Below are 418 nucleotides of genomic sequence, written 5' to 3'. Positions count from 1 at the left end.
TTTAAACGGAATTAAAACAGTGGGTAAGTTTCGTGCCTCAACATTATAACCCACCATTTTAATCCGCTTAATAGCGGCGTTAGGAGTTTCGATGATTCAGTTACCTATTTCATATATTGAGCACGTTAAAAATGGTGGTATAACTTGTGGTATAACTTGTGGTGAAACGGACCTTGAGTGGACAGATTATTTTGATCTAGAGCCTCTTGATCAAATCATTGAACTCAACCACGAGATCGAAATTAATAAGTATGCTCCTGGCTTTATTGCTTTCGCTTCAAACGGCAGTGGAGATATTTATGTTTTCGATTCGTCAGGTATTGTTTATTTACTTCCACTCATAGGTATGGAATCTGAAGCTGTAATTAAGATCGCAAATTCTTGGGGTGACTTTTTGGCTCATGTAAAAAACACCTAA

1 protein-coding gene is annotated in these 418 nt (G+C 37.1%); it reads left to right on the top strand.

Annotated features, from left to right (window positions below):
- Nucleotides 1-91: 91 nt before the first annotated feature.
- Nucleotides 92-418, top strand: coding sequence for an SMI1/KNR4 family protein (locus CXF74_RS21740; protein WP_101084709.1), 327 nt, complete (start codon nt 92-94; stop codon nt 416-418).

Origin of the sequence: Psychromonas sp. Urea-02u-13 (genome assembly GCF_002835995.1) — a bacterium.
Lineage (GTDB): Bacteria > Pseudomonadota > Gammaproteobacteria > Enterobacterales > Psychromonadaceae > Psychromonas.
This window is presented reverse-complemented; position numbering and strand designations above follow the sequence as displayed.

Coding starts and splice junctions, on each gene's coding strand:
- CXF74_RS21740 (WP_101084709.1), top strand. CDS start 92: ATGATTCAGTTACCTATTTCATATATTGAGCACGTTAAAAATGGTGGT.